General features: G+C 42.4%; 14 protein-coding genes. 4 read left to right on the top strand and 10 right to left on the bottom strand.

Features of this window, described 5'->3' with window-relative positions; genetic code table 11:
- Nucleotides 1-18 precede the first annotated feature (18 nt).
- The 9 genes from VYJ22_RS05340 to VYJ22_RS05300 are packed head-to-tail and all read right to left on the bottom strand — an operon-like array spanning nt 19 to nt 14,174.
- Nucleotides 19-858, bottom strand: a complete 840-nt coding sequence (locus VYJ22_RS05340; RefSeq protein WP_329905488.1) for a BadF/BadG/BcrA/BcrD ATPase family protein — start codon at nt 856-858, stop codon at nt 19-21.
- Nucleotides 855-2,018: an acyltransferase family protein gene (locus VYJ22_RS05335; protein ID WP_329905487.1), complete on the bottom strand. Its 1,164-nt coding sequence runs from the start codon at nt 2,016-2,018 to the stop codon at nt 855-857. The genes VYJ22_RS05340 and VYJ22_RS05335 overlap by 4 nt, the downstream gene beginning before the upstream one ends.
- Before the next feature lie 49 nt (nt 2,019-2,067).
- A complete protein-coding gene (locus tag VYJ22_RS05330) occupies nt 2,068-3,297 on the bottom strand; it encodes an exo-beta-N-acetylmuramidase NamZ family protein (RefSeq protein WP_407989413.1) in 1,230 nt (409 codons plus the stop codon).
- A gap of 9 nt (nt 3,298-3,306) precedes the next feature.
- On the bottom strand, nt 3,307-4,674 hold the full coding sequence (locus VYJ22_RS05325; protein ID WP_329905486.1) for an MFS transporter: 1,368 nt from the start codon (nt 4,672-4,674) through the stop codon (nt 3,307-3,309).
- A gap of 18 nt (nt 4,675-4,692) precedes the next feature.
- Nucleotides 4,693-6,933, bottom strand: coding sequence for a DUF4922 domain-containing protein (locus VYJ22_RS05320; RefSeq protein ID WP_329905485.1), 2,241 nt, complete (start codon nt 6,931-6,933; stop codon nt 4,693-4,695).
- A gap of 35 nt (nt 6,934-6,968) precedes the next feature.
- On the bottom strand, nt 6,969-8,438 hold the full coding sequence (locus VYJ22_RS05315) for a glycosyltransferase family 2 protein (RefSeq protein WP_329905576.1): 1,470 nt from the start codon (nt 8,436-8,438) through the stop codon (nt 6,969-6,971).
- Complete coding sequence (locus tag VYJ22_RS05310; protein WP_329905484.1) at nt 8,438-11,518, bottom strand: golvesin C-terminal-like domain-containing protein; 3,081 nt, start codon at nt 11,516-11,518, stop codon at nt 8,438-8,440. Before VYJ22_RS05310 ends, VYJ22_RS05315 begins: the two co-directional genes overlap by 1 nt.
- Nucleotide 11,519: 1 nt before the next feature.
- A complete protein-coding gene (locus tag VYJ22_RS05305; RefSeq protein WP_329905483.1) occupies nt 11,520-12,980 on the bottom strand; it encodes a sodium:solute symporter in 1,461 nt (486 codons plus the stop codon).
- A gap of 18 nt (nt 12,981-12,998) precedes the next feature.
- Nucleotides 12,999-14,174, bottom strand: coding sequence for an exo-beta-N-acetylmuramidase NamZ family protein (locus VYJ22_RS05300; RefSeq protein ID WP_329905482.1), 1,176 nt, complete (start codon nt 14,172-14,174; stop codon nt 12,999-13,001).
- Between the two features lie 274 nt (nt 14,175-14,448).
- Between VYJ22_RS05300 and VYJ22_RS05295 the strand changes: the two genes are divergently transcribed.
- The 4 genes from VYJ22_RS05295 to VYJ22_RS05280 all read left to right on the top strand — a co-directional run bounded on the left by VYJ22_RS05295 (nt 14,449) and on the right by VYJ22_RS05280 (nt 21,898).
- On the top strand, nt 14,449-15,330 hold the full coding sequence (locus VYJ22_RS05295) for a hypothetical protein (RefSeq protein WP_329905481.1): 882 nt from the start codon (nt 14,449-14,451) through the stop codon (nt 15,328-15,330).
- A 203-nt stretch (nt 15,331-15,533) separates the two neighbouring features.
- Complete coding sequence (locus VYJ22_RS05290; RefSeq protein WP_329905480.1) at nt 15,534-15,689, top strand: hypothetical protein; 156 nt, start codon at nt 15,534-15,536, stop codon at nt 15,687-15,689.
- Nucleotides 15,690-16,747: 1,058 nt separating this feature from the next.
- Nucleotides 16,748-20,080 carry a SusC/RagA family TonB-linked outer membrane protein gene (locus VYJ22_RS05285; RefSeq protein WP_329905479.1) on the top strand — a complete coding sequence of 1,111 codons (3,333 nt, stop codon included), beginning with the start codon at nt 16,748-16,750 and terminating at the stop codon, nt 20,078-20,080.
- Between the two features lie 18 nt (nt 20,081-20,098).
- Nucleotides 20,099-21,898: a RagB/SusD family nutrient uptake outer membrane protein gene (locus tag VYJ22_RS05280; protein WP_329905478.1), complete on the top strand. Its 1,800-nt coding sequence runs from the start codon at nt 20,099-20,101 to the stop codon at nt 21,896-21,898.
- A gap of 353 nt (nt 21,899-22,251) precedes the next feature.
- On the opposite strand, the gene VYJ22_RS05275 is transcribed toward VYJ22_RS05280, so the two are convergent.
- A complete protein-coding gene (locus VYJ22_RS05275) occupies nt 22,252-24,306 on the bottom strand; it encodes a M3 family metallopeptidase (RefSeq protein ID WP_329905476.1) in 2,055 nt (684 codons plus the stop codon).
- Between the last annotated feature and the right edge of the window lie 218 nt (nt 24,307-24,524).

Here is a 24,524-nt window from a genome sequence, read left to right as displayed (position 1 = left end):
AGTTCAGACTGATTGTAATCATTGTTGATGAAATTCGATCAAGCCTTGCATAGGGCTTTTGAGTATAATACCTGTTTCGAAACGGTGCAGAGACAGTACCTCACGTAATATGTCCTGATAATAATAAGCTACCGATCCCACAAAATGGACAGGCAGGTGTAGTTTGTATTGACAAACATTGCGAGTGATGAAATCTACAAAGCTTTTATAAACCATACCCCTTACCTCGGGTACGTATAAATGTTTGAGAATGAAAGGTGAGAATGTTGCAAGATATCTATTGGGAAAAGGCTGGCGGTAAACCTTGTCTATAATATCGGCTGGGGTAATAGCATACTCATCAAGAAATTCAGCCTTGAGATGTTCGGGGAATTGGTTTTTCAGGATATTTCCGATAAATAATTTCCCCAAGACTGCTCCACTGCCCTCATCACCTAATATGAATCCGAGGGGAGATACATTCTTGACAATCTCTTCACCATCATAATGACAAGAATTGGATCCCGTACCCAAAATGCAAGCAATACCTTCCGAGTGCTTGCACAGAGCTCGTGCAGCAGCCAACATATCGGTAGAGACGCAGATCTCTCCTGATACGGTAAGATATTTACCCAAAGCCTTGCGTACCATGAGTATCTTATCTTCAAAGCCACAACCCGCACCATAGAAATGAATCTCACTCAACTTTACGTCTCGCGTAAGTTGGGGAAGCAGGCTTTGCTCAATCACACTACAAATCTGATCTTCAGTCTGAAAGAAGGGATTAGTCCCTTCGGTTTTGATTTCGAGTACACTCCCTGAGCGATCAACCAAAGCCCAGTCAGTCTTGGTAGAACCGCTATCACCTATTAGAATCATATCTTTATGTAAATTTTCTTTTTGTATAAAATATATCCGAAACACCAGTTGAACGCTACAAACAACAACGCATAAGCCAGTGAACCACCATAATCGCCAAACAATGGATTGAGCAGATATTCGTAGATAATATTGCGAATATTCTTGGTATGCCCATCTATATTGAAATTAATCCCGGTCAACAATATCGTAAAGATAGCTCCGAGGACATACATAAACAAAGGATTGACACCAAAGGCCTCGAAGAAACGACTCCAACGCTTGTAGCCTTTGACATCAATAATCCAAATCAATACCGCAAGAAAACTTGCTGCAAGTCCACATGTAACTAATGTATATGTAGGCGACCAGATCTTCTTATTAATGGGACAACCATAGGCAAGTAAGAACCCTCCGAACGTGAGTATGGTACCGATAAGGAAGAGTCGCTCGATCTGCTGATGGATATCATGTGTACGCATCATCACTTTACCGACACAAAACCCTATAAGTACATGTGCTATAGCCGATATAGTACTAAGCAATCCTTCCGGGTCTATCCCATGATCTTTATACATATGATTTAAGCCTAGAACAGCTCTATCTACACGAGACAAAATATTAGTTTCGTCATAAGCAAATCCATTACCCATAAATAGGATAAAAGTGTAAATGATAAGTAATATCGCTATCAAATAGGGGATATGCCGATGTTTGACGGTAAGGGCGATAATAGAGGCAACGCCATAACAAATAGCCAAACGCGGCATGACACCCAATAGGCGTAAGTGTTCGAAATTAGTGATAGCTTTCCATAGCCTCTCCCCAAAAGGTAATCCTGCAAGATCTGCACTATGCCATGTTCTGAAAGATAAAGACAGCCAAGCGATGGCAAGACCTATAACGTAGATCACGATAGTACGCCTCACAATTTTCATAGCAGAGGGATGAGAGTATCTGAAATCATATTTTCTCAATGAAATATAGGTGGAAATCCCCATGATAAACATGAAAAACGGGAAAACCAGATCGGTAGGCGTCAGGCCATTCCACTCAGCATGCTCCAGCGGAGCGTATACCTTGCTGCCCGTGCCCGGATTATTGACGAGAATCATACCGGCTATGGTAATACCTCGAAGAATATCCAAAGCTAATAACCGCTTTGTTGTTGTCTTTTCCATTGTGTATAATTTATTGACAAAGACTATATAAATAACATCATGTAACCAATCAATAGAGATGATAAGGACGGGATAATTGTGCAAAGTGATTGACATCTTTATTCCAATACCCCTTGACATCCTCCCATAAATAACGACGAGAAAAAAGCATCCTTATCACCTTGGATCCGGAGACTTTGTCAAACATACCAAAACGAGAGGGGTCGGCTTTGACAAATGTTTTATATTCCGGATATAGGGATGCTGCTACTTGCATGATATAGAACTGTATCTCACTCAGCGAAGCCTTGCGATAATCACTGAAATAGACTTGCACCCCCTCCAACTGCTCACCCTTACCCACAGAATAGAATGGCTTGAGATAGATGGGTCTGAATATCACACCCGGCAAATGAAGCGCATTGAGTTCACGTACGAAATCACCGGCATGTATCCATGATGCAGCAAACATCTGAAAAGGTATCGTATAACCAACACCTATAGAAAAGAAACCTAACTCTCCTAAGATACCGGAAACAGGATAGAATAGAGCCGAGAGTGACTCAGGTATATGCGGAGAAGTAGGCACCCATGGCAGTCCCGTATCTGCAAAAATCATTTTTCGCTTCCAGCCTTTCATCTTGATGACCTTGAGATTGCATTCCAACCCACGAGGCATAAACAACTCATTGATCATTCTGGCTAGCTCCCCACATGTGAGCCCATAGATGTAAGGGATTTTGAATTGGCTGACGAATGATATACAGTTGTCTTCTGTAACACACCCTTCTATCTTTTCTCCCCCCAAAGGATTGGGGCGGTCAAGTACTATAAATTCAATATTATTCTCTGCAGCAGCTTCCATAGCCAAACCCATGGTACTGATATAAGTATAGGATCTGCAACCAATATCTTGGATATCGTAGACCAAGACATCTATATCTTTCAGCATCTCCCGTGATGGTTTGCGTGTAGCACCATATAGGGAATAGACGGGAAGCCCTGTCTTCTCATCCTTTCCGCCAGCAATCTTATCTCCGGCATATACATCGCCCCTTACACCATGCTCGGGGCCATAGAGTGCAACCAAATTTACGCCCTGAGCTTCTTGTAGGATGTCTATGGTAGATTTAAGTTCTCTATTCACACCTGTAGGGTTGGTTATAAGCCCTACACGTTTGCCTTGGAGGGCTCTGAAATTATCTCTTATCAATCGTTCCAACCCTGTCTCAACCCTACCTGCATGCATGAATGAGGAGATTATAAGCGTAATAAAAGTGAGGAATAAAATCTTTTTCATACCCATATCTTATTTAGTTCTTTTTCCAAAATCGGGTTCCATCTTATGTCTGATAATATTGGCAGCAATAATACCAGGAATAGTGCAGACACATACCCAGATAAAGAAATGAGAATACCCCAGAAGTTCTTGTATCTTACCCGCAGGAATACCGGGAAGCATCATACCCAAAGCCATAAAACCTGTAGCAATGGCATAGTGAGCGGTCTTGTACTCACCGTCGGCAATATAGATCAGATACATCATATAAGCGGTAAAGCCGAATCCATACCCAAGTTGCTCAATGGCCACACAAACCGATACAATGATATTCCATATCATCTGCCTATCCATATGCATTGCGCCTACAGTCCAGGTAGGCATAGACTGTAATTGGTCTGCATACAGTGGTTGGAGGTAAGCCAGCAATACATAGAGCAGGTCGGGTATATTGATGGCAAGAGCCATAGGTATGAGCCATTTCCTATAACCGTCCCTGGAAACCAGATAACCGCTGATAATACCTCCCACAAGGAGAGCAATAACACCTATAGTACCATAAATCATACCCACAGTAGCGGTATTCAAAGCCATGCCGCCTTTGTCTACGGAGTCTAAAAGAAAGGGAGCTGCTATTTTGGCAAGTTGTGACTCTCCCAAGCGATAAGTCAGTAAGAAGAAAAACATGAGCCCCAGGTCTCTTTTGCGAAAGAATGTTGCGAACGTTTTACCAAAATCCGAAAACAACTGAGAAGCGTTTACCTCTTTGCGTGGTTTATCCTGAGCAGGATAGGGCAATATGAGAAAATGATAAAGTGTAAAAAGGATAAAGAGACCTGCCATGAGATAGAAAGTAAGGCTCCATGCTAATGGGATGTTACCTCTAAGCGAAGGGAATATGACACCTTGCTCGATAAGGCCTGCTATCATCACGAGTATGCCCTGTCCGAAAATATTGGCAAGGCGGTAGAATGTATTACGAATACCGACAAACAGAGCCTGCTCACCTGTAGTGAGGCCAAGCATGTAAAAACCATCGGCAGCAATATCATGGGTGGCAGAGCTGAATGCCATAAGCCAAAAGCATGCAAGCGTAGCTCTGACATAAAAATCAGCCGGAATAAAAAAGGCAATTCCAGCAAATGCAGCAGCAATAAGCCCTTGCATGGATACAATCCAGAAGCGTTTGGTTTTGATAAGATCAACGAACGGACTCCAAAGCGGTTTGATAACCCATGGGAAATAAAGCCATGAAGTGTAGAGCGCTATATCCGTATTGGACAACCCCAAACGCTTGTACATGATTACGGCTATGGTCATTACCGCTACATACGGTAATCCTTCTGCAAAGTACAAGGTAGGGATCCACGCCCAAGGAGTTCTTCTTTCTCTTTTCATGATAATTTATTTCACCGGTTAGTATCTCAATGTTATTTCTGCTTGTATGTAATAATGTTTCAAAATGGATAAATAATCATATCCCTCATGTGCCATAACCGCTGCACCTATCTGACACAAGCCCACTCCATGTCCCCAGCCTGCCCCGGTGATGATAAAAGTAGCGGGATCGCCTACAGAATCACACTCTTTGTCTACAACAAAGGCCGAGCTGTAAAGATGAGTACGAGATAACCACTTACGAATGATGAGTTCTTTACCCACTGTCATATCCCGCAGTGTACCTTTGATACGCAACATAGACATCCTGCCTGATGGTCCCCGTTTTACAGGAATAAGATCTATAATATCACCGAAATCTATCCCCGAACGATTACGAAGGAGCTCCGAGAGTTCTCGGCGACTATAAGTCACCTTCCAGCGATAGAAGTCAGTCGTTTCCTGGTCATAATTATTGAGCACTTGGGTGAGAATATTTCTATCGTTAGTATTACAGAAAGCTTCGGGCGAAGTGCGTATCCAATGCTCAGCATTAACTTCTAAAGTCAGGTCGGGAAGAGAATCAGGCTGAAGAGCCACATCGGCTTTCCTCTTGAGATAAGGGTAATGAATATCACCCCAACAAGTATCGAACTCCTCCATAATCCCACCACAACATTTAGAAAATCGGGCATCACACAAAACGCCTTCATAGGTGAGCACTTGCCCTGCGGTTTCCTTTACAGCCTGTTCGACTAGTGGTGAGGTCTTGCGAGTAATGCCCTGATATCGCTGGCAGTGGTCGTCTGCACAGACATCAAACAGCTCATGATCTTCTCTATCAAACCACATCATCACTTCGTCCGCATCATTCTTCTGTATACTATTATGATTGTGGGCAGGACTTGACTGCTCTATTTGAGCAAGTAACCAGCTACGGGATATCACGGCATGAGCTTTGAGCAGTTCATAGGAAGAAGTAGCGCTCATCTCTGATGAAATAACACTTTTGAGGTATTCCTCAACCCTAAGAATATTAATCAATACGAGCTTTCCGTCATGAACGATCACCTTAAGATCTCCATGAAAGCGTTGATTCTCTTTTCGCTCCCAATGAAAGTCTATGCCAATTACCACATCATTGATCTGAAACACAGAGTCAATTGTGGGAGCCTTGAAATACAATTCGTCATACATACCACCTTTCCACAAAATACGGTTACCCTCTGCTTCAAGCTCAATGCTACCGTTTACATTCAGGCTCTTGTTGTATTGATAAGGAGTGATGAAATCTATTGTTGCATGTTTATTTTCGAGAATCCCAACTTTTACAAGAGGCTCCTGATTATGCCAGAGGCACCTCATAATTGGGACAAGTTCCGCTTGGGAATAGCATACCTCACTCAATACGGAGCGAAGAATATTAGCATCTATCCTATCGAAGTCTTTTGCTTTGGGCATCACAAATACACCTCCCATATCCACGGCACCTGGACTAATAAGCATAGGATTGTCACTTTGGTAATAGCATGAAGGCCTGTGAGCTCTACGAAAGAATACGAAGAGGGTGTAGCGGTTGTCTTTGTAAAAAGCAATAATATTCATCATGGGTTCTTCCCCCGGGTTGACATATAGCGATGATTGCTTAAAGCTTTCCAACAGTTTTTCAAAAGTAGTAGCTACACCGGAAGCGGATGATGAACTGATCATGAAAGTTCCTCTAAGCTTATCTTTCATCAGTGCCAGTGTAGTCTCTTGCCCCATAAGTATACTATGCGCTGTACTCATATACAAATAATCCCGCTCTATAGGCAGAAAACGTGTATTTCCGGCCTGGAAATGCAAATGATCGGGAGCAGAAGCACCACACCGAGCTCCATTGTAGAATACCACGAAACCCTCCATTTCTTTCGCCAGAATCAAAAAATCATCAAGGCGCCCTTCCATTGATTGAGAGGTATGTGTCTTACAGGGAATAGTAAAATGTATGGGAAAGATGGGGTATGGATTGATCAGGATATGATAGCGGGAAAGAAAATCACACTTTATCTGCTCTGGGGGCAAATTATTGTCACAAAGAAAACATCTCCTTGAACTGATAGACGCGCTATCCACTTTTGCCGATGACGAACGCTCCCTGCCGGGATTATACTGTACAGTATATTCTATACCGTCTATATTGATAGTACGGTACCGTACACGGGACAAAGCTTCATAGTTATCTCGCGCTTGCTCCCAAACGGCCAGCTGTTTTTCAAAAAAGAGATTGAAGTCCATCATCAATTTTCTTATATTATTCAAAGGATCACTCCACTCTATACTACCCTATTTTTATTATAAGCTATACGAGCTTGTAATTCCCAAGTACGTATCCTGTCTTTATAGAAATTGTTCCTATTTGTCTTTTCTGCATCCAATGCTGCATCAGAGTTATCATTCCATCGCCTACACAAGTATAATACGTCATAGATGCGGCCAATCTGATAATGGCGAGAGAATCGAAGACCTAATGCATAGTCCTCGCCATAACTCGTATTGGGAAGATTGATCTGACGCAACAGTGGAGTATAAAAAGCTCTGGGTGCACCCAGCCCATTAATACGCAAAGCATTGTTACGGCCATTGTCGGGAGTCCATTCTTTATGGTCGATCACGCCGGGTGGTAAAGTATTAAAATCAAAATCAGTCATCATATAAGTACCGACTATCATAGCGCAGTTTTGTTCATAGAAAGCATCGACTATCTTCTGTAACGTATGCTCATCCTTGTAAACATCATCGCTATCAAGCTGGATAGCAAATTTACCGCACTCACGATGGTGAACTGCTGTATTCCAGCATCCGCCTATCTGCAAATCCGTTCTTTCTGGGACAATATGAATAAGTTTATCATCGTGACTAAATTCACGTAGAGCTTCTGTGGTACCATCCGTCGAATGATTATCGACAACAATCAGATTGAATTTAAAACGGGTTTTCTGCGACAATACTGACTTCACGGCGTCACGAATAGTAGCGATACGGTTGCGAACCGGAATAATTACAGAGGCTTCGAAAGGAAATTCGAGATCACTAAAATCAATGCTTCTGAACGTCGGCACCAAGTATGCCCCAACATCTTTGAGGTGAGCAGTACAAGCGGCTTCCATCTCTATCTGCTTAACCCTATTGCGTGGATCCACATAGTCAAAAAGCTTTTGTCCGCTAAGGCGTGCATCATACTCGACATCCGTATATAAGTACTCATTGACATGTATAATACTTGCTCTTTGTGATAATTTAAGCCTAAGATCATACAGCCCTGCATAGGTATAATCTCCACTGGCTCGAGCTATGGCATCTTTGAGTACATCTGTCCGAAAAATCATCAGAGAACCAAAATCAAAGTCATCACGCAGACTCCCCTCTTGGTAGTCTATCACAGGTGCACTTACCACAGTACCACCTTTAGACTTGTAATGATCGGAATAGATCATGCCTGCTTGAGTGTCCCGTGCTATATCGATAAGCCGTTCCAAAGCAAATAGGCCCAATACTGGTTTGGTGCTCTGCGTATAAAACAAAGTATAGTCACCTTGCGCCTGATCCGCTATCCGTTGCAAACCCCTGGTGGTATAGAATGACCCATCCACAAGAATAGTAGAGTCCGCCACTTGTTCTGATGAAACATCACTATCAGGGATCAAGAATATCTTATCAGTCAGTGCACTGTCTCTGAAAGCTGCTATAGCAGGTTCTACAGGAGTACCTGCGGAGTATGAAATGAAGCAAGTAATCATATGGATTATTTTCGTTTTTTTGATTTCTTATCTGTAACAAGAGGTTTGGGAGTGGGTTTATACGGGTTTTCTTTGGGCATCAAAAAATCCAAAACAGACTTCATAATCTCATCTCTTGATTTCGCATTGATAATAGATTCGAATGGCAATCCCAAAATACATGTCTTGTAATTCCCTTCATAGGCCACACCGGCACTTAGATTGTTTTCGCTATATCTCATGAAAGTGTATCCATGATCGTCTACCGGTTCTATAGCATCAGGTGATTCTACGGCATATACCTCGGGGTTCATTCTGCTACAATAGTTATATTGTTTAGTCGATTGGGTTACAGGGCTCACCACAGATTTAAAGCTACCGCCTGCAGCCGCTTTGGAAGCACGCCACATATATTTGAGAGTCTTCTCAGCAAAATCACGATCTTCTTTTGTCGATTTAATCAGTGGGTTGTCATATAGGTCTGTGCCGACATAAGATCCGGAAACAAAGAACGAACCACCGGAATTACAGTAAGTCTGTATGATCTTCTGCGTTTCGCTGTCAAAAGTCTTAAACTCCAGTGGCTTTACACCTCCTCGTCCCATCTTGGTCTGACATTGCTTTCCCAATATCCAATCCACAATAGGATAATCAGTAAGGCTCACCATACGTTCTTTGACAGACTCGTTGCTTGAAGAGACAAACGAATAACCGGCTTGCATGATAGACTGTCCGTGCAAATAGGGATAATCGAAGCTATTACCGGCAATCACTATCTTTTCATAGTTACCGTAACTATCCCCAAAGCCCGAAGCATCGTCATCCATCCAAGGAATTGTTCGCCTAAACTCTTTCATCTGTCCTACAAAACTGATTGACCTTATATAAGGTACTCCATGATCCAAATTATTTACAAATCCGGCCAATGAATCTCTTGTTGCAACAAAATCAGTAGGGGCTGATATACGGTCAAATCCATTTACAACAAGGACAGTACCCTTGCTTTGCGGAGCTTTGCCTATAGAAACAATCTCGGAAGGGAAGCTTTCTCCTCCGTCATTCAATGCTGCAACCTTGAAACTATAGATGTGACCGGGAAGTATCTTGTAAGATAACTGATTTTTGCGCACTACTCTACCGTTGTCAAAGCCTCCATCATCTACCCTCACATACACAACATAACTTTTGGCTTTTGCAAAAGGCTCTATAGGGTCGTCTACAGGCTCCCACCGGAGTATAGCTCGCTCATTGTCTTGTGAATCAAAGAGGACGTTGACGTTATCCACCGGTAATGGCTGTATCGCATAATCGGTTTTTTGCTGGTAAGCCAAAAACTTGGTGATACCTTTATAAATAGAGCGGCTCACCGTAAACTGGAATCTGGGGTCAAGCCCGTAACGCATATCGGCAAAGTTCTGATGCGAAAGCAGCTCCAAAAGCATTGTAGGGACTTTCGGATCTTTGGCTTCAAAGTAGCTCTTATTCCACATCCCTCTGCGTGTCCATCTCGGCTCGTACAGCGTACGCACATCATTGACAATCTGCGATTGTATCATATCGGTAAGATCTCTGGCAGCATAGCGGGAGGATCTGTTTTCGTAAAGGCCGTCATATGATTTCGTAAAGAAGATACCAAGTGTACCGATGATAGAATCATTATAAGTAGTACCCGCATCACTATGGAAAGCAAACGCCATATCTACCGGGACGTGAAGACCGTTTTCTGTAGGATTGATAACAGAGCCTCCGGAAATATAATTGACCCATCGCCCACGTGACTTATAGTCATCGGTATAGTCGTTCTTGCCGTGACTTTCAGAATAGATACTATCCGGCATACCTGCCCATTGTAACCAGTAACGTGCCCCTTCGGTATATCTAGGATAACCACTAATCTCATAGGGCACTTCTATTTTTTTCTTACCTATCTTTTGTGTTGTACCACGAGCTATATTGCCCATACCACCGCCAACCTTAATGCCGTCTGCTGTTACCATACGTCCCTTGCTGCCGGATTTATTGGTTAGAGTAATCTTGTTTGCCGATGGATTTTCCTTGTCAAACTTATAAGTTCCAATATAGATCCATGTACCGCCTCCCATAGTCTGATTTACTGCTACACGGGTACTTCCGCCCATGTGGTTCACTTCGTAGATAGCCTCGTCAGTGGAGTTGGGCAGTGATTTATAGGAAACATATACAGCAAAGTAACCCGTTTTATTGACTTTGACACTCCACGACGCTTTACTCTCATTTCCATCCGTTATAGTCTCGGCCTGACGGTATGTTCCGTCTCTGAAAGGATTCTGATAATCTTGATAATAAAAGTTGCTGTATGCAAATCCCCTATCCGCGCCTGTGATCCAAGGTTTGTCTCCGTTCTGCTCCTCATAGCCTTTTTGCCCCACACCGGGATCATTGTCTATGATATACTCCTCAGTATTTACATCTCTTTCTCTGGGAAGCATCACGCAAGCTCCTGCATGTTCCAGCATAGGCACCAAATAAGGTAATACATAGCCTTGAGTGTAAAGATCCTCTACCGTCTCAAAGATACGTGCCCGCTGCCATTCCCACCTGCGCAACTTTTGCTCATAGTAAAATCCGTGACTCTGCCACATAGCTATATGGCGATTGGTGAGTCCTTTCTTCACACTATACGGCAGTGCCAGATTGCGCACCAAAGGATTACCGTCGTATGTATTAAAAACCTCACGCTTGCTGTCTTTATTATATCTCAATACTCGAGGTATCAATTCCTCGATAGGTCTGTCATCAGTAATTACCTTCACCTTAAATCCATCGTATACGGATGGCAAAGCTTCTTTGATGCTTTCATAAATAAGGTGTACGTTATTTTCCCTAAATGGAATGTAAGCACAATTTTCCGATGCGAAAATAGTAACCATATCAGGGCCAAAAAGGATATTCTTAACCTTGATTTGTCCGATAGACAGCCCGGGATAGTTATGTTTGTTTAGAATATACTCGACTTCTATTTTGAACTGCTCCATTTCATCGGGCTCAGTTTCTTCCTGCGCACACAAGACGGCAGGCATGAGAGAGAGAGCAACACCCAGTAGAATACTTTTCCAGAAAGCTTTCATATTATCTCTTGATTTCCTTGTTTTTTAATGACAGAATCCACAATCCCACCATCGTAAATAATGCATTAAAGATAAGGAGTTCGTAGCTAAATTTATACCCATCGAACCATTCTTCCGAATTCATTTGTAGTATATAACAGAGTATCGGAGCTATAACTGCGACAACGGGCACCCAGCGGTCACGCAAATGACGGCGTGAGAATATCCCGAAAATAAACATACCCAAAATAGGCCCATACGTATAGCTCGCCAAGGTGTAAACGGCGTCTATCACACTGGTCTTGTTCAGAGAGTTGAAAACAAAGATTACCACCCCCATCACAACAGCCATACCTATATGTACCAGCTTGCGTATCCTGACATCCGAAAACTCCCCTTTCTTTCTCGCGCCCAAGATATCCAATGTAAAAGATGTTGTAAGAGCGGTAAGGGCTGACCCCGCAGCTGAGTAAGCAGATGATATAAGCCCCACAATAAACAGGACTCCCACTATAATGGGAAAATATCCGCCTGTGGCGACCATAGGAAAGAGCTCGTCTGATTTGGGCGGATTGGCAATGCCTTTGGCTGCAGTAAAGGTATAGAGCAGTACGCCCAACATCAGAAACAAGGCAATCACAAAGAACTGCAAGATTCCGCTCGTGATCATATTCTTCTGTGAATCCTTATAGTTTTTGCAACTAAGTGTACGTTGCATCATATCCTGATCCAGCCCCGTAGTGGCAATCACCGTGAATACACCCGCCAGAAACTGTTTGAAGAAATATCGCTTGTCATTGACATCATCGAAGAAGAATATTTGGGAGTAATCGCTTTCGCGAATAGTACTCGCAATGCCGCCTAAGCCTAACCCCAACTCCGACGCAATGTAAACGATACAAAGTACTACCGACACAATGATGCACAACGTCTTGAAGGAGTCCGTCCAGATCAGAGACTTCACACCACCCTGAAATGTGTAAAGCCAAACGAGCAACATAGTCACGAATACATTGAGCACAAAGGGTAATCTCAGCGGTGCAAATACAAGATACTGCAACGTGAGGCATACAAGAAACAATCGTACCGCTGCCCCCAGCATTTTGGAGATAAAAAAGAACCACGCACCTGTTTTATATGATGAGAGCCCAAAACGATTTTCAAGATATTCATAGATCGAGACAAGACTCATCTTATAAAAAAGGGGAATGAGCACAAAGGCTATGAGGAATTGCCCCACTACAAACCCCAATACCATCTGTAAATAAGAAAAAGCCCCGGTAGCTACCATACCCGGGACAGAAACAAACGTAACTCCGGATATGCTGGAGCCTATCATGGCAAAGGCAACCATGTACCAACGGGACTTGCGGTTACCGATAAAAAAACCTGCATTATCGGCTTTACGTCCCGTAATGTATGCGATGGTAAAAAGCAGTGCAAAATATGCTATGACTGTGATGATGACTATCGAAGGATTCATATTGATATGGGTGTAATGCTATTCACTGTATAATAAATAAGGTTTGCGCAATTCTTTGAACTTCTCAACGTCGGTATTCCACCTTGACCTGATCTCGTCACTACTCTTTCCCTCCATGATCATCGTACGCACATAGCTCACACCGATGAGCTTTTCAAAAAACGGAGTAAAGAATTTCTCTCCCATATTCAGGTTGCGATAAGCATTGATCACATAGTCCAAGCAGATCTTATGGGAAACAATATCTTCATTGGCCAAAGAAGACAAGTCCACACCGAAGCAAAGTTTGTTGAGTAACGGTGGGTTCTTGGCTCCGGGTACGCTCTTGGGAGTGAAATTGAAGCTATACCCCACCATCCCCGGATGCCCGTAAATCCTAAATGGTTTATCTGTGCCTCTGCCCAAACTCACCACGGTACCTTCGAAGTAGCAAAGCGATGGATATAAGTACACCGATTTCATATCGGGCAAGTTGGGCGATGGAGCCACAGGCAAGGTATAGCGGGTCCCATGAGTATAGTGGAGGCAAGGTATTACCTTGAGATCAAGACTCTGAGTTTTCTTGTCCAGCCAATGCTCACCTATAGCCATGCGTGCCAGCTCCCCCAACGTGAGTCCGTGTACTACAGGGATAGGCAGTAGCCCCACCCCTGATTTGTATTTCATATCCAATATAGGGCCATCTACATACATACCGTTGGGATTGGGACGGTCGAGCACAACCACTTTCTTCCCGTATCGGGCACAAGCTTCCATGAGTCTCATCATGGATATATAATAGGTATAGTATCTGAGCCCCACATCCTGAATATCCACAAGCAATACATCGAAAGTTTTCATACTTTGCTGTGACGGATACCGGGATCTACCATCATAAAGCGAATAGATAGGCACACCGGTGGATGGGTCTTTGCCACTCGACACATGCTCTCCCGCATCGGCATTGCCTCTGAATCCATGCTCCGGAGAGAAGAGCGCTGTGACCTTGACACGATGCTCAAGCAAAACATCCAGTGTATGTCTCCCCTCGACCAAGCCTGTATGATTTGAGAATAAAGCTACCCGTTTCTTGTGAATCATGGGCAAATACTCATTTAGCCGGGCGGCACCTACCACTACGCTGTCTGTCTGCGCATAGCATAAGGTAGCCAATACACAAAAAAAGGAAAAGATAATCAATGCTCTTTTTTTCATACTATTAGTCAAACAATGGGATGTTTTCAACAAAGATAAAATAGTTTTAATATCATTATCTCCTAAATCAATTATTTATATTTTGGTAACAAATTTTAAGTTCACTACATTTGTATCATCTTTTATACAAAAAAGAATTAAATATAGAAGCCCCAAACAGGCATAGATAAAGAATAATGTATATTTAAGCCATATTGAGTAATACCATCAATAAAGCCGACAATAAGAGACAAATAAACACAAACGATTATATAGATCATAAAAAGAACCACCCATGATACTCATAGCGGAAAGCGGATCTACAAAAGCACAATGGACACTTCTGGAAAGAGGTGAAATTATAGAACAAGCCTATACAGAAGGCATCAATCCATACTTTCAGTCACGGAGAGAAATCAGCAGAGCCATAAGACTGGGGCTACCGGAAGGATTTTTCAGAACGAAAATCACCAAAGGATATTACTACGGCGCAGGATGCAACACTCCGGAGAAGATAGAGACGGTATCCGCATCCCTCACTGCACAGTTTCGCACGCCATTCGAAGTCGAGAGTGACCTCTTGGGGGCTGCACGCGGGCTATTTGGCAAAGACCAAGGCATCGCCTGCATTTTGGGTACGGGCTCCAACTCATGCTACTACAACGGCGACATCATAGTAAGAAATATCAAATCAGGAGGTTATCTACTGGGTGATGAAGGTAGCCTGGCGGTTGCCGGCAAAACATTCCTTGCTGACGTAGTGAAAGAATATGCCCCCAAAGAAATCACAGAGCATTACTTCGAGACATTTGCTACAAGCACCGAGTATATTATGGAAACACTGTACAGAAAACCACTCCCAAATAAATTCCTTTCCGAGACGGGCTCTTTCCTTTACCAATACATTGACAACAATTACATTTACCGACTGTTTCTCAACCATTTCAGACAATTCTTTGAGAGATGCGTTTGCCAATATGATTACAACGCACTGCCTACAAGAATTGTGGGTTCGCACGCTGATCACCTTTCGGAAATCTTACGAATAGTGGCCAAAGAATACGGCATCCAACTGGATCTTGTATGCGAAAATGCCATGGCAGGATTAGTTAACTATCATGAAATTGATTCATTCGAAGGCATACATGAGCCCGAATATTATTTACAAAACAAGTAACCTGAGCATCAACTTACTCCTGAATAGAAATACAACAATCGCCTCAACGAGTGACAAGATGACAGCAATAAGGTTAAATACGCAATTATTTTGATATTCCACGCTCACCTTTGAGGGTATTGACAAAGGGGGTGTACATGTAGTATATTTATCCTGAATATAATCGCGATAACCGCACATCCATACATAAAACTCAAAAAACAATGAATAACAACTATACTCTACTCCTTACCAATAAACAAGACTATGCACTCCTCCACAAAAACCTCGTGACACACGAGGCAACTCCGGCACTATGCCACAACACCAAACATAGACATCCGATCCCTGCATCTAAACTCCATATAATCAAAACATAAACAAGAAAACCCCAACACTCAAAGCTAAAGAGTGTAGTCTAAATAACAACTATATACCTCCCCCTTCAAGCGCCCTGCATCACACACGCTCAACCATAACCTAGTGAAATAACACACACCAGAAACCGGCAACTCATTGATTTCCCTCAACAGCCGCACAATTCACTTCTGCATCCCAAAAAAAGGCCCTATATCTTAGTTAAAACACTTTCGCATTTTAGTTAAAACGTTTTGGTGTTTTAGTTAAAGTACTGAAATGTCTTAGCTAAAACACCAAAACGTTTTAACTAAAACACAGAGGCATCACAACTAAAATACAACTCCATCTCTACAACATACCCCATTACCTCAAAAAGGAGTTTGAATCGAACTTATTCCACACGTCACATAGGACTTACGCAACAAGGAATAAGCTTTGAAAGGGATATAGAGCAATTATTTCAAAAAAATCAAATCTTCAACCAATTTATTTTACTGATAATTAAATAGTTATAAAAACATCACATCAATCACCACCAACCCTCAAAATAACACAATGATACCAAAAACAACAATACAATATCATTATGAAATATCGACCTCCCGTCCACATCGAAACCAATACGACAATACCACTGCCTTACAAATGCAACATAACAGTCGAATGAGCCTTCCCTACTGTAAAGCCCTTATAAATATGAAAATCAAAACTTCGCAATATGATTTGAAACAAAGGCGTTAGACCGTTAAAGAGAACACAGCCCGCTATTTGTGAAAATATGTTTCCAACATATAAATATAATCAAATACAAAGTTCATATAAAATTAATAAATACCTTTATCGCGAACATAAAAATAATTAAATCAAAAATCATAAGACACAATTAATAAACAATACGATACCATAGAGATTCTTTAATTAAAAAAACGAATATACCGGAGTGTAGTCTTTAGCCCCGGAAAGTAAACAAAAGACACTCCTACTCCAAACTCTTAGAGATAATAAGGCTATAGCCCCCGCAAAGGGCATAAAACAAATTATTAGGTTGATATTCAAATCACTAATACCAGTATTCTATATGAATGTAAATTTACAGCTAACAAAGTATTTCCGATCCTATCGGTTGGGGACTTTAATTTTTGCATCTGCGATTATGGGAGTGTGTGCCAATCCTCTTCATGCAGCACGCCCCATATCATCGGATGATGCGGAACAGTTGATCCAGCAAAACACCGTGGTTATCAACGGTACCGTGGTAGACGAAAAAGGCGAAGCTATCATAGGAGCCAGCGTGATAGAGAAAAGTATGCCAAAAAACGGTTTTGCCACGGATGTCAACGGCAAATTCAGTATCAAAGTGCCGGAAGGAGCCGTACTTATTATCACCTCGGTAGGATACAAGAAAGTAGAAGTCAAAGCCCACCAAGGAATGAAGGTGGTACTGCAAGACGATGCCAAAGCCCTCAAGGAGGTAGTGGTAGTAGGCTATGGAACTCAAAAGAAAGTAAACCTGACGGGGGCCGTTGCCAACGTAAATGTGAAAGAAGCTGTAGCAAGTCGCCCGGTAACGGATGTAGCGAAAGCTTTGCAAGGTATCACTCCGGGGCTCACCATCACCAATAACACCGGAGGTGTGGGAACAAACTCTACGATCAAACTGCGTGGTGCCATAGGATCACTCAATGCATCAGGGGGTACTTCTCCACTGATTCTGGTGGATAACGTAGAAATACCCGATATCAACCTCATCAATCCTGACGATATCGAAACTATATCGGTGCTCAAAGATGCTGCTTCATCGTCAATATACGGCACACGCGCAGCATGGGGAGTGATACTCATCACCACAAAGTCGGGCAAAAGAGGTGACAAAGTACAAGTCACCTACTCCAATAACTTTGCATGGAACACGCCTACCAAAAAACCGGAACTTGCATCTACAGTAGATAATGCCAAGTTCGCACTGGAAGTGATGAAGAGAATAGGCCTCAGCAGTAAGACCAATATAGGCTATACCATAGACGACTACGCTCTAAAAAAAATGATGGAGTGGAATGAGAAGTACGGGAATATGTCTGAAAAAGAGCTGGGAGAGTTGCAACAAGGCAGAGACTTTGAGGTGAGTAACGGTAAAACCTACTTTTACCGCTCATTCGACCCCATGAAAGAGTTTACCAAAAACTGGACACCACAGCAAACACACAACCTATCGATTTCGGGAGGTAATGACAAGACTATATATAATATCAGTCTGGGATACCTGAACCAAAAAGGTATTATGAAATTCAATACCGATCAATACAACAGATACAATGTAAACTCAAGTATCACCACGAATATCAAAGACTGGTGGAGGGTGAAAGCCAATATCCTTTACACTAAATCGGAGAACGAGCAGCCATATAGATTTACATCGGGACAATACGATGCTTGGTTTTATCTTTTGCGTTGGCCTCGCTGGTATCCCTACACTACCTACGAAGGAAAGGAATTCCGCTCTGCCGTAACAGATATCAAGGCGGGCAATAAAGAAAGGGAGACTCAAAACTACATTCGCCTCAACCTTGGTACGGAACTGAATCCCTTACAAAACCTCACCGTAAACTTCGACTACACCTACTCATCCATCAATGTGGCTGAGAAAAGAGACGGCGGCAAGATCACAGCCTATGATATGTTCTCGGCTGCACCGTTCGACAATTATAAGGATATATACGGAAGTTCGCATGATAGAGCCGTGCAGTCATCGAGCTATACTACAGCGAATATATTCAAAGCATACGGAACATACCTTTGGGAACTCAACGACAATCATAATTTTAAATTCATGGCAGGGATGGATGCAGAGAAGCGTGAGGCTTTGTCGCACTACTCCGAACGCAGAGGGCTTATCAGTATGAAATATCCCGAGATAGCGCTTGCCACAGGTGATCAGTACTCTTACAGCCCGTATGATTCATACCACAATGAACTTTCGTCAGCAGGATTCTTTGGTCGCATCAACTATAACTTCCAAGAAAAATATCTTTTGGAGCTAAATGCGCGTTATGACGGTTCATCCAAATTTCCTCAAGGAAAGAAATGGGCTTTGTTTCCCTCCGTATCAGCAGGATGGAGACTATCCGAAGAAAAATTCATGGAATGGAGCAAACCCTATGTATCCAACATGAAGATACGGGCATCATGGGGTACTATAGGCAACCAAGACGTACCGGCCAATACTTATATCTCCACAATGTCATCAGGCAATGCAAACTGGATAGTCGACGGTAAAGAAGTGACCTACCTAAACTCCCCGTCGATCATCTCACCTGAGCTTACATGGGAAAGAGTTACTACACTGGATATCGGTGCGGATATGAGATTTTTCAATAATAAATTCGGCATCACCATGGACTGGTATCAGCGTGTTACATCGGATATGCACAGTCCCGGCGAAACACTGCCACTTACCTTTGGCGCAAAATCACCGCTAATCAATTTCGGGGAGATTACAGGTAAAGGATTTGAGATAGCTATGGACTTCAATCATAGATTCGGATTCGGCCTTGGCGTCAATGCCCGTGCATCGCTGTCACACGTGAGTGAGAAAATCACTAAGTACAACTCCGCCATCAAAAATATCAATAGCTATTATGAAGGCAAGAAACTCGGAGAAATATGGGGCTACGAAACCGACAGACTCTTCCAAGCTTCGGATTTCAATCCTGACGGCACGCTAAAAGATGGCATTGCCTCTCAAAGTCTTTTTGAAAGCGGTAACTCTACGGGATTTAAATTCGGCCCCGGTGATGTGAAATATAAGGATCTTGATGGTGACGGCAAAATCACTTACGGCAAGAATACGGTAGACGACCATGGTGACCAAAAGGTGATCGGCAACAGCCTACCCAACTATGAATATAGCTTTAGCTTTGGATTGGATTATAAAGGATTTGATTTCAGTATGTTTTTCCAAGGTGTAGGTAAGCACGACTACTGGGCCTATGGGGCTTTTGCAATCCCTTCGGGCGGCTCCAGCTACGCCGATGCATTTTATGCTCATCAGACAGATTACTGGACACCGACGAATACGGGAGCCTTCTATCCCCGACCTTCTGATATGTCATGGAAAACGGATAATCAGAATTATCTGAAACAAACTCGCTTCCTCTCCAACATGGCTTACCTGAGATGTAAAAATATCACCGTAGGCTATACCTTGCCTGAAATATGGGTACAAAAGATATTCCTGCAATCGGCAAGAGTTTATTTCAGTGGGGAGAATTTATTTGAGTTTGATCACATGAAAATTCCTGTGGATCCCGAATCCACTGCTTATAAAGCCGGAGCCGGAAGCAGTACCTGGGCATTCGGCAGAAGCTACCCATTCAATAGGACTCTTTCAATGGGTGTAAAGATAGGATTCTAACATTAATTATTGAAGATTATGAAATACAAAATATTTGCATTGGCATCGATAGCACTGATGCTCTGCTCTTGCAACGATTTCCTATCATCAGGGGCTAAAGACAAAATAGAGGACAATCCCGACTTTTGGAATGACGAGGGTAACATCCGCACAAGTTTTTTCAAGTATTATGATCTCTACTTTGAGGGTTATAACAGTGGATGGAGCAGATCGGACTGGTTTTACAATACCAATGTGGCAGACTGGACAGATGATAATGCCCAAGAAGCCGCTACTACTTTTACCAAAGTAGCTCCGCCCGCAGAAACAGACGCATCCACCACAAAGAAAGATGAGCGCAACTGGACATTCAGCTATGTAAGAGAATTCAATACCCTTATCAACAAAATATCCGCCTCAAAGCTTGACAAGGAAGCTAAAGAGCACTGGCTCGGCATTGGGCGCTTCTTCCGTGGTCTTGAATATGCCAAATTGGTATCTAAATTTGGTGATGTGCCTTGGTATTCGCAGGCATTAGAAAGTAAAGATTATGATGCACTCTACAAAGAGCGCCAACCTCGTGAGGTAATTATGGATAGTGTGTTGAAGGATTTCGAATATGCAAGTACACATATCCGTAAAAATGATTTTGTAGAAGGAGTTTCAGTCAATCGATTTGTAGCGGAAGCTTTTGCTTCAAGAGCTATGCTATTCGAAGGTACATGGCAGAAATACCGCGAGAAAAACACAGGAGCAGCAAAAAAATATCTTGAATTTGCCCTAAAGATGTGTGAGGATGTGATGAAAAACGGACATTATATCATATCGGACGATTATAAGGCTCTTACAACCAGTATAGATCTGAAAGGTAATCCCGAAGTATTATTATACCGCTCTTATGTCGACGGTATCGTAACTCACAGTCTGATGAGTTTTCAGAATACTGAGGCAGAAATCTCGAGCCCTTCGAAGGATCTTATAGATAGCTATTTATCTAAAAACGGCTTGCCCATATCACAGACCGATAATAAGCAATACAAAGGAGACAAATGGTTCTTTGATGAGATAGCAGACAGAGACCCCAGACTCTCTGCTACGATAGATGTAAGCGGGCTTAAGCTAAATGGTGTGGAAAAGATCTATGCAGTATCAGGATACTTTGCCAATAGATTCGTAAATGAGACACTCAAAGATCAGCCCGGAGGTAAAAGTGCTACCAATATCACGGATGCTCCCATCATGAAATTCAATGAAGTGCTCCTCAATTACCTTGAAGCAGCGGCAGAGCTTTCGGCGCTAGGAGCACGTGCTATTACACAAATGGACGTAGACATAACTATCAATAAGATAAGAGATCGTAAAGGAGTACAGATGCCTCATGTAACATTGGCGGGACAAAGTTTTTCCGTAAATGGAATTACTATAGAAGATCCCTCCAAAGACGCTGACGTAAGCTCACTGATCTGGGAAATCAGACGAGAAAGACGTACCGAACTTGTGTATGAAGGGATTAGATTCGATGATTTGAGAAGGTGGAACAAACTTCAGTATGCTGACATGAAGCTCAATAAGAAGCTAAATCTTGGAGCATGGTTAGACAAACCCAAATTCATAGAATGGTACAACAAAACTTTCAATCCAACCAAGCCTATCACACTCAAAAGTCTTGAAACAGTATTTTTGGATAGAAGTGGCGATGCTGGGTACATCAAACCTATCAGAAATGAAAACTCTGTGAGAGTATATGCGGAGAAAGACTACCTCTACCCTATCCCTATAGACCAGATAACCCTATATGAAAAGAATGGTAAGAAATTGAAGCAAAACCCCGGTTGGTAGCAAGCTGATTTAAACCAAAATAAAAAAGGAAGAGTAAAATGTGTACTTAACAGCACATTTTACTCTTCCTTTTTTAGACTTGATCAGCCGGATGTATCTCAACAAAGTAGCTGAAAGACATATGGAGACCGTTGCATAGCTGGCAAATTGCTTCGTTGCTTGCGAGATTCGCGCTTGGTCATTTACCTGAGGTAAACTCCCTGTGCACTCACTCTTAGCGCCTTGCACTTTACCCTCTCTGCCCGGTCAAAGTGTCTTTTGTCGGCTTTGCCTCCAAAATCCATGAGACTGTTGACTTTTGCAACAGTTTCATATGGCATCAAAAGCCAAACTGTAATACTACAGCTTAGTGATCAGAGTCCCGTTCTTCTGAGCAGAGGTTGAATATCGGCATCTTGTCCCCTAAAACTTCTATACAAGTCTGCGGCATCCTGCCTATCGCCTTGTTCCAATATTTTATGACGAAAAGAATCGGCCGTTGACTTATCGAAAATACCATGTTCCTGAAAGCATGCAAAGGCATCAGCATCCAAAACCTCTGCCCATTTGTAACCGTAATACCCCGAAGCATAACCACCGGAAAAAATATGTCCGAATGAAGTACTCATCACGCAGGAAGGAGGAGACGAAGGTAATACCATAGCTTTTGCCCAGGCATTTTCTTCAAAAGTCTTAATATCCTGATCTTGGGGTAAGGCATCCCTAAGTGTATGCCACGCCATATCCAAGTAGCCGAAACTCAACTGACGACAAGCAGCATACCCGGCAAGGAAATTACGGGCTTTGATTATCTTATCAATTAAGAGTTGGGGTATTTTGTCTTGTGTCTCGTAGTGCCGAGCAAAACCATCCAACCACTCCCTCTCTGTAAGCCAGTTTTCCATGAGTTGACTAGGTAGCTCTACAAAATCACGAGACACATTGGTGCCTGACAAAGACTCATATTTTACCTTGGAAAATAACCCATGCAAAGCATGACCAAATTCGTGCAGGAATGTACCCACCTCACCTGCTGTAAGAAGAGAAGGTTTACCCTCTGTAGGAGGCGTAAAATTCATTACCACTACGATATGAGGCCTGTGATCTTTTGACTGACCTTCTTGATATTGCTCTTGGAAATTACTCATCCATGCCCCACTCTTTTTGCCTTCACGGGGAAAGAAATCGGTATACAATACACCAAGATAGCTACCATCAGTATCCAAGACCTCGTATGCATTGACATCTTTATGATAGACAGGGATAGCCGGTTGTAAACGGAATGTAATACCATACAAGCGAGTGGCAAGCGAGAAAACGCCGTTGATTACAGATGAAAGTTCGAAATACGGTCTGAGCATCTCATCGTCAAGGTCATAATAAGTTTGTTTGTACTGCTCAGCCCAGTATGCCCAGTCCCACGGTTGTAGCTCTCCTACAAAATTATTATTATGAGCATACTCGGATATCTTGGCTGTTTCTTGGACAGCCAGAGGTTTGTAGGCCTCAAGCAATTTATCCAAAAGTCCATAAACATCTTCAGGGGCTTTTGCCATGCGATGGCGCAAGGCCATATGAGCATAAGTTTCGTAACCCAAAAGATTTGCCAACTCTTTTCTTTTATTCACAATATCCAAGACAATCTGTTTATTGCAGTATTCATTGTCTACCGCTCCCAGCGACATCTTGGCTTCGTACATCTCCTTCCTAAGAGAAGAATCAGGGCAATGCTGCATAAATGGGAAATAAGACGGGGCAGAAAGATCAAAAAGCCAACCTGACTGATGTCCCCCTTTAAGGGCTTTGTCCGCAGCAAGATCAAGAGAAGCCTGTGGCATTGCGGATATCTGATCCTGATTGTCTACAAATAGCTTGAATATATTTTGTTCACGTAGATTGTTTTGACCATATGTTAAGGTAAGGCTGCTAAGTTGGAGGCTCAATTGTTCCAATGCTTTTTTATCCTCTTCCCCAAGAAGAGCCCCACTTTCCACAAAGCCGTCATAACAATTCTGTAGCAAACGTCTATCTTCGACAGAGAGGTCAAGGTCGTCCTTGGAGTCATATACGGCTTTGACCTTATCAAACAATGGCCGAGAAAGAATAATATACGTAGAAAGCTCTGAGAGCTGCGGAATAACACGTTCAGAAACTTTCATCAATTCATCTGAACTATTGCTATGTAAAAGATTGAAAAATACACCGGAAACCAAAGATAAATGTTTACCTGCCTGCTCTAAAGCAACAATAGTATTCTCAAAGGAGGGTTTATCAGGGTTATTTATGATAGATTCAATCTCCTCTCTCTTGAGCGAAATAGCATACTCAAATGCGGGTTCGTAGTCCTCAATGGAAAAATTAGTGAACGGATAAGTGCCGTGCAAAGTATTATAGACCCTAAAAATAGGATTGCCATTCAGTTTTTTCATTTCATATAAATTTTATGCAAAGATAATTATTACGAATCCATTTATCAATGGATCAACAAATCACCGCAAATAGCATCATTGCGGAAACATTGTTTGAATAAAATCACAAAATCCACAGTGCACCAATGCTATGGTTATAAAATTAAAGACTTTAGTCAAAATCACACTTCGAATATTTCTCAAACAAAAGAATATACCCAGAGTAATCTATCACAGTA

The organism is Porphyromonas pogonae (assembly GCF_036320655.1).
Classification (GTDB): domain Bacteria; phylum Bacteroidota; class Bacteroidia; order Bacteroidales; family Porphyromonadaceae; genus Porphyromonas; species Porphyromonas pogonae.
Note: the sequence above shows the minus strand (reverse complement) of the source record. Positions and strands in the feature narration are given on the sequence as shown.

Excerpts from the sequence above, each read along its gene's own strand:
- VYJ22_RS05290 (WP_329905480.1), top strand. The coding sequence starts at position 15,534 with ATGAATAACAACTATACTCTACTCCTTACCAATAAACAAGACTATGCA.
- VYJ22_RS05300 (WP_329905482.1), bottom strand. The coding sequence starts at position 14,174 with ATGAAAAAAAGAGCATTGATTATCTTTTCCTTTTTTTGTGTATTGGCT.
- VYJ22_RS05305 (WP_329905483.1), bottom strand. The coding sequence starts at position 12,980 with ATGAATCCTTCGATAGTCATCATCACAGTCATAGCATATTTTGCACTG.
- VYJ22_RS05340 (WP_329905488.1), bottom strand. The coding sequence starts at position 858 with ATGATTCTAATAGGTGATAGCGGTTCTACCAAGACTGACTGGGCTTTG.
- VYJ22_RS05335 (WP_329905487.1), bottom strand. The coding sequence starts at position 2,018 with ATGGAAAAGACAACAACAAAGCGGTTATTAGCTTTGGATATTCTTCGA.
- VYJ22_RS05295 (WP_329905481.1), top strand. The coding sequence starts at position 14,449 with ATGATACTCATAGCGGAAAGCGGATCTACAAAAGCACAATGGACACTT.
- VYJ22_RS05310 (WP_329905484.1), bottom strand. The coding sequence starts at position 11,518 with ATGAAAGCTTTCTGGAAAAGTATTCTACTGGGTGTTGCTCTCTCTCTC.
- VYJ22_RS05325 (WP_329905486.1), bottom strand. The coding sequence starts at position 4,674 with ATGAAAAGAGAAAGAAGAACTCCTTGGGCGTGGATCCCTACCTTGTAC.
- VYJ22_RS05320 (WP_329905485.1), bottom strand. The coding sequence starts at position 6,933 with ATGATGGACTTCAATCTCTTTTTTGAAAAACAGCTGGCCGTTTGGGAG.
- VYJ22_RS05285 (WP_329905479.1), top strand. The coding sequence starts at position 16,748 with ATGAATGTAAATTTACAGCTAACAAAGTATTTCCGATCCTATCGGTTG.
- VYJ22_RS05275 (WP_329905476.1), bottom strand. The coding sequence starts at position 24,306 with ATGAAAAAACTGAATGGCAATCCTATTTTTAGGGTCTATAATACTTTG.
- VYJ22_RS05280 (WP_329905478.1), top strand. The coding sequence starts at position 20,099 with ATGAAATACAAAATATTTGCATTGGCATCGATAGCACTGATGCTCTGC.
- VYJ22_RS05330 (WP_407989413.1), bottom strand. The coding sequence starts at position 3,297 with ATGAAAAAGATTTTATTCCTCACTTTTATTACGCTTATAATCTCCTCA.